Origin of the sequence: Pseudoalteromonas sp., assembly GCF_041613455.1 — a bacterium.
In the GTDB taxonomy this organism is placed as follows: Bacteria; Pseudomonadota; Gammaproteobacteria; order Enterobacterales; family Alteromonadaceae; genus Pseudoalteromonas.
Genome location: NZ_JBFJHD010000120.1, coordinates 1 through 9558, shown reverse-complemented (window position 1 = coordinate 9558; position 9558 = coordinate 1). Strand labels below are relative to the sequence as shown.

The window sequence follows — 9558 nt, the reverse complement described above, 5'->3', positions numbered from 1 at the left end:
GTAGAAATGATGAGCGAGTTTCAACTGGAGCTGGCGGGCGAGTATTTAGTCATGGCGGCGTTGTTAGCACAAATAAAGTCGCGATTATTATTACCGGTGCATGAAGAGCTTGCCGAAGAAGAAGACCCGCGTGCCGAATTAATAAAACGCCTTCAGGAATATGAACAATTTAAAACAGCGGCTGAAAACCTCGATGCTATACCGCGGGTTGGGCGTGATATATTTATTGCACACGCATCGATGCCGGTGACTGAAACCACTTCCCCAGCTTTGCCAGCTGTTGAACTAAAAGACTTGCTGCTGGCCTTGAGTGAGGTTATGGCCAGAGCAAAAACCTTAGAGCATCATCACATTAGTGCCGAAGTATTGTCTACTCGCGAGCGCATGAGTTATATATTACAGCTGTTATCTAAAACAAAAACGGCTGTCCCTTTCAGCCAATTATTCACGCCAGCCGAAGGGCGCAGTGGTGTGGTGGTCAGCTTTATTGCCATACTTGAGCTAATAAAAGAAGGCTTAATTAGCTGTGTGCAGGTAAGCAGCGACAGCCTAATTTATGTGACCCTTTGCGAACAAGCTAACCGTTAATAGCAGCAAACTCACTGTTGTTGCCACTCAATGACCCCATCCGCTATTGCCCATATACCAAGTCGCATAATTAACGCTGTTATTTAGCAATACGCACAGCGCGACGTTATAAGCATTTTGTCATTTTATGGTTTTCGGCAAGTCCTGTTGCGCGGCGCTAGCTGCTGCATTCAACTACTCGTAAATCAGATACCGTTAACGCTTAGCGTCCGGCCCACGCACTGAAACGGCTTAACTATTATTGTAACTTGCGATTGCCGCTAACTTAATAAGTCTGTGCGTTTGTGCACATTAACTGTTGTTAAATATTATTTTCATCTGCTAGATAGCGCGCTATGCTGGATTTATTGACAGAAGGGAACGACAAGATGTTTAAAAATACAACTTCATCATACGGTTTAGTGGCTATTATTTTACACTGGCTGATGGCATTTACTATTTTTGGATTATTTGGCTTGGGCTTGTACATGGTGGAGCTTAGCTACTACGATAGTTGGTATCGTGACTCGTTAGATTTACATAAAAGTATTGGTATCACTTTAGCTGCAGTATTTTTATTTAGAATTTTATGGCGCGCACTCTCAGGTCAGCCCAAACCACTGGGCAGCAGTAAAGCAATGAATCAACTCGCACATACTATACATATAGTAATGTATATTATTTTGGCTATTATTGTTGTTTCTGGCTACTTGATTTCTACTGCCGATGGACGACCGATTGAAGTGTTTTCGTTATTCAATGTATCTGCTCTCGACTTTGTATTTGATGAGCAAGCAGATACTGCCGGTGCAGTGCATTATTACGCTGCGTGTACATTAATAGGTTTTGCAGTATTGCATGTACTTGGTGCATTAAAACATCACTTTGTTGATAAAGATAAAACCTTAATTCGAATGATTAAACCTTTGAAGGATAAATAACATGAAAAAACTCTCATTAAGCGCAGCCGTTTCTGCTGCAATGTTGCTTGCAACTGGCTCAGTAAACGCAGCAGATTATGTAATTGACACTAAAGATGCGCATGCATTTGTAAACTTTAAAATAAACCATTTAGGCTACAGCTGGTTATTGGGGCGTTTTAACACCTTTGATGGTAAATTTAGCTACGATGCTAACAATCCTGACGCATCACAAATCACTGTGAATATCGATACTAAGAGCATTGATTCTAACCACGCAGAACGTGATAAGCATTTACGTAGTAAAGATTTTTTAAATGTTGCTAAGTTTCCAACTGCAACATTTAAAAGCACCAGTGTTAAGTTTGATGATGCAGATTCAGCACATGTTACCGGTGACTTTACGCTGCACGGTGTGACTAAAACCATTACTTTTGAAATTGATAAAATTGGCGAAGGTAAAGATCCGTGGGGGGGATACCGTGTTGGTTTTGAAGGTGAAACGCGTCTTAAGCTGGCTGATTACGGTATCGATTACAACCTAGGTCCTGCATCTACGCATGTCGATATTGGCTTGTATATTGAAGGTATTCGTCAGTAACACGGCACACAGCTAATAAAACGCCACATTATGTGGCGTTTTTTATTGCCTGCATGCGTGCTTGCAAGCTGGCTTTTAATGGCTCAGGTAGCCAACGCATCAATATAGAATGATATGCTTGAGTTTGTTTAATTTTTTTTAATTGCTGATTCAGTAAAGCGATATCCTCAGCCCCTTGCTTATTTTTGGTACAGCCAATATAGCCATAGCTGAGTGCCGGCGCTTCGGTTAACGGTCGCTGGGTTAAGCTTTCGGTAAAATGCATTGTTTTAGCTAAATAGTAATGCTCACTTGGATAACCTAATAAAATATCAATGCGCTGCAAGTTAAGCATATAGGTCAAGGTTGCTAGGCTGTCACGAGTGGGTCTGATGATCAGTGCTATATCGGGGGTGGTGTTGATCAGCGTATCTATTTCACGTCCATACGAGCGGCTCATGGAGATGCCCAGTGTTAGCTTGTCATCGGCCAACAGTTTTAATAAAGAGACCGGTTGCGCCTCAGGTAATTGCAAACTGTCACTGAGTGATGTGTGCATGGCAATGGAGGGGGATAATCCCGTGGTTGAACTTTCTTCAGTAAAGTAGATGCGCTCTTTTCTAAACTCATTTTTATACAGTGATAAAGCACAGCTGTTTTTAGAACTATTGGCAAGCTCTTGCAGCACTTTACCCGAGGGGATGATAGTACGCTCAAAGGTAATATGGGGTAATTGCTGCTCTAATAAATCGATGATGCTTTCATCGCGACCTTGGTGTTTATTTTCACCATTTAAAATGTAGTAAGGTGCAAAGTCATGCATTAACCAATTAATGGTTTTAGCATTAAGTGTTGGGCAAAAAAAGTACAATATAATTGCAGCGGTGAATGCACGAAGCATTGTTTTTACAACCCCTTATTATTTTATTAGCCCTAAGTGTAGCTAACAAAGTACTAAAAAGTAAAATGCCAGCAACTAGGCTGGCATCTATTACTTATTGCGATATGAACATCGACGGTTAACATAAGCTGTTAACTCGCTTTAAGCCATTTCACAAATTGTCGTGCATCACTTGCTTTTTGAAACAATGCATTTTTTAAACCTTGTGTATCATTAAAAATAACACGTTGTTTGTTTACAGAAATTGATTGCACTGGATGTGCAATTTGGATCATAGATCCATTGTATTGGTAAGACATAATAAAACTCACTTTTATTGTTGTTATTTATTTTGCGCTATTTTTTATAGCTAGCTGCATTAATAAATAAACGTTGTTGTGTTTAGCTTCATTACAGTGTTGACGATCTATATGACACTTTTACGATGATGTAAAAAATTCATCTCGGTATTATTAGGGGTTTTCGCCGTACAATAACTTAGCTGTTATAAATTTACGTTTTGCGGGGCTTACTGGATCAGGGTAAAAGGTTAACCGCGGCGGTTTTTTCAAACCAGAGAGGGAAGTTAACCCAACCATGTTTTATATGCAAGCATTTTATATTATTATTTTATATTCGCCTCTGCGCATAAACAGGATAGATAATAATGCAATACATGGTTGTTAGTGATATTTACGGTATTACGCCTAGTTTACAACTGTTTGCTAAGCACTTTAAGGCTGGAAATAACCTAGTAGACCCCTATGAGGCTATAAGACAAGAGTTTGAAAATGAACAACAATATTATCAATATTTCATAAATCATGGTGGTCACGAGCAATACTTAGCTAAACTAGTAAAATACTTTAATGAATTAACTAAGCCCACCACCTGTATAGCATTTAGCGCGGGCGCTAGTGCGGCTTGGCGTGCGCAAGCGTTAACGACTAATCCGCTATTAAAAAAGCTAATTGCATTTTACCCCACGCAAATACGCCATCACACGGCTATTAACGCACGGGTGCCTTGTGAGTTTATATTTGCGGCCCACGAAACACATTTTAGTGTTGATGCAGTTATTGCTAACTTAAACAAAAAAGCCCAAGTGCATTGTATCAAGACGCCGTACCAGCATGGTTTTATGAATCAGCACGCAGAAAACTTCAACCAACAGGGGTATCGCTATTTTATTAAAACACGTTGTGACGTGCATTTTGGCTCAGCATAACAGCGCTATTAGTCACTATTGATCGTGCTAATAGTGACTATAAAAAGCAACTGCAGACAGCGCCACTGTTCCATGCTCTAATCATATTTATTGTGCATTTAACAGGGATTAGCTTTGCAATATCAACATATACACCTGCCTGAGCAGGGGCAAAAAATAACCATCACCAAAGCGGGTCATTGGCAGATCCCGTTACAACCCATTATTGCGTATATTGATGGCGATGGCGTGGGGCAAGATGTGATGCCAGTGATGCGCAAAGTGGTTGATAGTGCTGTGGCACATTGTTACCAAGCACAACGAAAAATTCACTGGATGCAAGTCTATAACGGTGAACAAGCCGCAAAATTATATGATGGCGACTGGTTCCCGCAAGAAACAATGAATGCGCTGAGAGAATGTAAAATTGCAATTAAAGGGCCCTTAACTACGCCATTAGGCGGGGGATTTCGCTCACTTAACGTGGCCCTGAGGCAAGAAATGGACTTGTTTGTGAATATGCGCACCATTAAAGGCTATAGTGCTTTGCCCTCGCCGTTAAAAAATCCCTTTGCTACCAACATCACGGTATTACGTGACAGCAGTGAAGATGTGTACTCGGGGATTGAGTGGCAAGCAGGCAGTATTGAAAGCGAAAAAATATTGGACTTTTTATCTGCAGAAATGGGGGTCACGCGGTTAAGGTTTGATCAACAGTGCGGCATCGGTATTAAAAATATTTCTCAAGAGGGCTCAGAGCGGCTGGTACGTTATGCGCTTAACTACGCACTTAAAAATAATGCCGAATCCCTCACTTTAGTGCATAAAGGCAATGTGCTTAAATTTACCGATGGGGCGTTTAAACGTTGGGGTTTTGCCTTGGCAAAGCGCGAATATAATGCCATTGAGCATGATAATGGCCGTTGGTTACAGGTTGTGCGTGAGGGGCAGGCACCACTGATCATTAAAGAAGTGATTGCCGATAATATGCTGCAGCAATGTTTAATGCACCCAGAGCAATTTGATGTAGTGGTGACCACCAACCAAAATGGTGACTTTTTAGCCGATATGCTCAGCGCGCAAGTGGGTGGGGTGGGTATTATGCCGGCGGCTAATTTAAATAATGAAGTTGCTTTTTTTGAGCCCACGCATGGAACTTTTGCCCGTATAGCGGGGCAAAATAAAGCCAATCCGAGTAGCAGTATTTTAAGTGCCGTGTTGATGCTGAGGTTTATGCAGTGGCCTGAAGCGGCAGATTTAATTGAAAATGCCTTAGAGCAGTGTTTAGCGTCGGGACATGTCACTTTCGATTTAGCGTCAACATCCAATAACTCGATGACCTTAAGTTGTACAGGTTTTGCACAAAAGATCATCGAGCATTTTTAAACACATCCATTATTAAGCTGCAGAGACGTTAGCAATACTGGCACGATGGGTACATGCACGATTAGTTAACTGCGCCGCACGATGATACAGCGCATGTGCGTCCTGATCGGTATTGAAAGTGCCGCTCAGCGTATCCATCAGTGCAACCACAATAATGGCCGGCACTTGGCAGCAATGTTCGTCAAGTACCGCTTCAGTGGTTTGCGCGTCAACATGGCAATAGGGATGATTATGATGCTGGTAGGCATCAAGTAATGTTTGCACGTCTAACACATCATGTGGGTTATGTTTATTTTTACGACAAGTACAGCCAAATTCATCGACTAAAGTAGCCAGTACTTGGTAAATATCGGCACTGTCCATTTCGGCGTGAACAGATAACTGTTGCTGAATAAATTGATGAAAATGGCTATTAATAAATAATCCGTCTTGTTGCGTGAAGCTTGCTGTTGTTTGCATAATAATTACTCTTTAGTTAGTGGGCTTAACTTCACTGTAGCGCCAAGGTTATTATTAATGAAATTGTTGTTTTCAATAACTGATATTGATTTTATCAATATTATTTAATTGTGCTGATTTTTAGCGTTTAGCAAGGCTGCATTAAGGCTGATGGCCTTACATTACTCAGTGTTGTTAACGCTACTTCATCAGTGGCATAGCTAGTAACCCTAGCTATTATGAGTAGCTTAGCGGCTAAAAATAAACATACCTCTGCAGCTCAAGCACGGGTTTTATCAATCACTTACAGCAAAGGGACGACTATGAAAATTTTTGCTCCAGTTATTATTTGTACTACTTTAATGCTTACCGCGTGTGGCAATGAATCACCACAAAGCAGTGCAGAAGAGATTAAAGATACCGCGTCACAAGCCGTATTAACACATAACTATCAATGCGAAAGTGGCAACACCATCGCGGTAACCTACCCAGCGACTGATAGCACAATTGTTGAGTATTTAGCCACGCAACATAAAATGAATGTTGCCGTATCGGCAAGTGGTGCACGCTATACAGGCGACAAGTATGAGTGGTGGACAAAAGGCTCGGGTGCAGGCTCTAGCGGTATGTTATTTCATCATCAGCCAGATGGCAGCACCGGCGACACGATTGAAACCTGTACAGCGATATAACGCTATTACAGCAGGGGTTGCGCGACACAACTTGCCACTCGCTTAGTGGCAAGTTGTTGTTGATTAAATATTCCTTAAGTTACAATGGGTATGTGCTAACAGGCAAGTAGCCGCTCATATTTGTAACAACCATAGCGCTATCTATCGGCAATGGTTTTGGCAAACGTCAATAGCTCTCTGCGTAACCACTGATGTGCCGGCGCATGATGTAATAACGGACTCCAGATCATTTTTACTTCAATGGGTACAATCTGAAACGGCACTGGGCTTATCACTAAATGACTCTGACTTGCGAGCAGCTTTGCCTGACGCCGTGGTAATGTCGCAATAAGTTGCTCAGATTGGCACAGTAAACTGGCAATCATGTAATGGCGCGTAAATACGCGTATTTTTCGGGTTTGCTCTAATTGCCACAAGGCTTCATCAACCCAGCCTAATTTTTGCTTACCCGACTTGTTGGTAACGGCCGACTCGGGCCCCCAACCGGCGCGGTTAACCCAAATGTGTTCGCTATTAAGGTAGTATTCTAAGCTTGCATGTTGTAAAAATTGATTATTTGGGTGGGTTAAGCAGCAGTAATTATCACGCCAGACACTGGCCTGATGAAACGACCGTGGCAGGCCATTAAAGCGATTGATTGCTAAATCTATGCTGCCTTTTTCCATATCTTGCAAGTTGACATCACTGGGGCTGAGCACATCAAAGTTAATGCCGGGGTTTTTGCTCAGTTGTGCAGTAATAAATGGCGCCAGCAGTGTCGACTCTAAATAGTCGTTTGCCATAATACGAAATGTCACTTTGGCCGTGCTGGCATCAAACTGTTCGCTGGGCTGGGTTATTTCTTCTGCCATTTTAAGCAATACGGCTATTTCAGGCTTTAGCGCCAGCGCTTTTGCTGTGGGGGTCATTGAGCCTGCGGCGCGCACTAGCAGTGGATCATCAAACAGATCGCGTAACCGCTTTAATGCGTTACTCATGGCCGGTTGGGTTAGCGCCAACTTATTAGCCGCTTTAGACACACTTTTTTCGTCAATCAGTACATTTAAGTACACTAACAAGTTGAGATCGACATTTCTTATATTCATTGGATCAATGCCATTTATTTGCGCTATTAATTACCTAAATTAAAGCGTGCTTGCTAAAGTGTAAACCACTAAAACATAATAGCCGCCATAAGCTCAGTAAATATGCCCAATGAAATTAGTGATAATGTAGCAGTAAGCTCATTGCAACAGGTGATTGCCACCAAACTAGCCCGCGCCGTGTTTGCTGGGTTTGAGTCTATGTTTGCGCAGTTTTTGAATATTACCTTAGGCGCACAAAGCCGATTTGAACAACGCCAATACCATGCAGTGCAAAGTGCGATGCGCGAGCGACTGCAAGTGTATGAGCGCCAAGTGAAAAGTGTTAGTGACGCGGTGCGCGTCATTGCCTATAACGAAATAAATTGTGCGCAAACCTGGCAAATGGCAAAAAACATTTATGGTGACATGGTAAAAAACCATGAAAATGAACCTATTGCGCATACCTTTTTTAATTCCACATTTGGCGCTATTTGGGACGACAGGAAAATACGCACTGTGCATTTATTTGTATTAAAGGCGAAATATCGTACCCAGCCGCGCTCTTATGAAGGCTTAGTAAAGCGTATTTCGTTGCAAAATGGCTTTAATAGTGCCATTGCCTCACTCATTAATCAGCAAGTATTTAGAGTGCCATTTAGTCACTTACAGCAGGATATAGCGCGCTTACAATATACCTTAACGCAAGGGGCTAAACAGCAATGCCGTCAGGTATATCAGCTGATGAATTTGAATGATGGCTATATTGAATATGCACAGTCACACTTTTACAGAAATAAGGCGTGTTATTTAATTGGTCGCTGTATTGCTAAAAATGGCGATAATATGCCGTTTGCCATCGCCGTATTAAATACTCCAGCAGGTCTTAAAGTAGATGCGGTGATGATGGGCGCTGATCAACTCAGTTTATTGTTTGGCTTTGCCCGCAGCTATTTTATGGTCGACACCGACCAACCCGCGCGTTATGTCGATTATTTAAGTGTTTTAATGCCACATAAACAGCGTTATGAGTTATTTAACGCCATCGGTTTTATTAAACACGCAAAAACGGAATTTTATCGCTATAAAGTCGATACTACTAAAAATAGCCCGCTAAGCTGTCAATACATTGCCGCACCGGGGACGCCGGGTATGGTGATGTTAGTATTTACCATTGCCGGTTCCGATCACGTGTATAAAGTAATTAAAGACAAATTCAGTGCGCCAAAAACTACCACTAAAGCGCAGGTAAAAGAAAAGTACAATTTTGTTAAACAGGCCGACCGAGTGGGGCGGCTAGTGGACACCCACGAATTTAGATACCTCGCATTTGACTTAAGCCGCTTTAGTGACGCGCTGCTAACGCAAATGAAAAACCAAATCGGCAGTAGTTTAGTGATAGCCAACAAGGCCGTTATTTTAAAACATGTGTATGTTGAGCGCAAAATGACACCGCTTAATTTGTACATTAATCAATGTGATGCGCACGCACTTAAGCTAGTGATGCTTGACTATGGCAACGCGATTAAAGAGCTGGCTGGGGCCAATATTTTTCCAGGTGATATGCTAATGAAAAACTTTGGCGTTACCCGCTGGGGGCGTGTGGTGTTTTATGACTACGATGAGATTTGTTTACTCACCGACTGCCACTTTAGGGATTTACCACACACCCAAAGTAGCTTGGAGGAGCTCAGCTGCGATGCGTATTTTGACATAGAGCCAAACGATATTTTTCCGAGTCAATTTAAGGTGTTTTTTAGTGCCAATGAGGCGGCATTTAATCACTTTTACCACTATCATAGTGATATTTTTAGCGCGTCTTTTTGG

The 9558-nt window shown here is 42.0% G+C and carries 11 protein-coding genes; 7 read left to right on the top strand and 4 right to left on the bottom strand.

Features of this window, described 5'->3' with window-relative positions:
- The 3 genes from ABYB02_RS11380 to ABYB02_RS11370 form a co-directional block, all read left to right on the top strand.
- A partial coding sequence (locus ABYB02_RS11380) for a ScpA family protein (RefSeq protein WP_372762573.1) occupies positions 1–588 on the top strand: 588 nt, incomplete at its 5' end.
- A gap of 368 nt (positions 589–956) precedes the next feature.
- Entirely contained in the window at positions 957–1508 is a 552-nt protein-coding gene (locus ABYB02_RS11375) for a cytochrome b (protein ID WP_372762572.1), read from the top strand.
- A 1-nt stretch (position 1509) separates the two neighbouring features.
- Entirely contained in the window at positions 1510–2088 is a 579-nt protein-coding gene (locus ABYB02_RS11370; protein ID WP_372762571.1) for a YceI family protein, read from the top strand.
- Positions 2089–2116: 28 nt separating this feature from the next.
- On the opposite strand, the gene ABYB02_RS11365 is transcribed toward ABYB02_RS11370, so the two are convergent.
- Positions 2117–2968 (bottom strand): hypothetical protein, encoded by an 852-nt coding sequence (locus ABYB02_RS11365; RefSeq protein WP_372762570.1) that lies wholly within the window; start codon positions 2966–2968, stop codon positions 2117–2119.
- 131 nt (positions 2969–3099) lie between these two features.
- A complete protein-coding gene (locus tag ABYB02_RS11360) occupies positions 3100–3243 on the bottom strand; it encodes a hypothetical protein (protein WP_372762574.1) in 144 nt (47 codons plus the stop codon).
- A 371-nt stretch (positions 3244–3614) separates the two neighbouring features.
- Here ABYB02_RS11360 and ABYB02_RS11355 point away from each other — a divergent pair, with 371 nt between their 5' ends.
- Together ABYB02_RS11355 and icd are read left to right on the top strand one after the other, a co-directional pair.
- A complete protein-coding gene (locus tag ABYB02_RS11355) occupies positions 3615–4175 on the top strand; it encodes a hypothetical protein (RefSeq protein ID WP_372762569.1) in 561 nt (186 codons plus the stop codon).
- A gap of 114 nt (positions 4176–4289) precedes the next feature.
- Entirely contained in the window at positions 4290–5540 is a 1251-nt protein-coding gene (gene icd / locus ABYB02_RS11350) for an NADP-dependent isocitrate dehydrogenase (RefSeq protein WP_372762568.1), read from the top strand.
- A 12-nt stretch (positions 5541–5552) separates the two neighbouring features.
- Here icd and ABYB02_RS11345 read toward each other — a convergent pair whose 3' ends face one another.
- Positions 5553–5999: a hypothetical protein gene (locus ABYB02_RS11345; protein WP_372762567.1), complete on the bottom strand. Its 447-nt coding sequence runs from the start codon at positions 5997–5999 to the stop codon at positions 5553–5555.
- 302 nt (positions 6000–6301) lie between these two features.
- On the opposite strand from ABYB02_RS11345, the gene ABYB02_RS11340 reads away from it, so the two are divergent.
- A complete protein-coding gene (locus tag ABYB02_RS11340) occupies positions 6302–6670 on the top strand; it encodes an MliC family protein (RefSeq protein ID WP_372762566.1) in 369 nt (122 codons plus the stop codon).
- A 137-nt stretch (positions 6671–6807) separates the two neighbouring features.
- Here the strand turns inward: ABYB02_RS11340 and ABYB02_RS11335 are convergent, their stop codons facing one another.
- On the bottom strand, positions 6808–7755 hold the full coding sequence (locus ABYB02_RS11335) for a LysR family transcriptional regulator (protein WP_372762565.1): 948 nt from the start codon (positions 7753–7755) through the stop codon (positions 6808–6810).
- 102 nt (positions 7756–7857) lie between these two features.
- On the opposite strand from ABYB02_RS11335, the gene aceK reads away from it, so the two are divergent.
- Positions 7858–9558, top strand: a 1701-nt coding sequence (aceK, locus tag ABYB02_RS11330; RefSeq protein WP_372762564.1) for a bifunctional isocitrate dehydrogenase kinase/phosphatase, incomplete at its 3' end; no start/stop codon positions are given.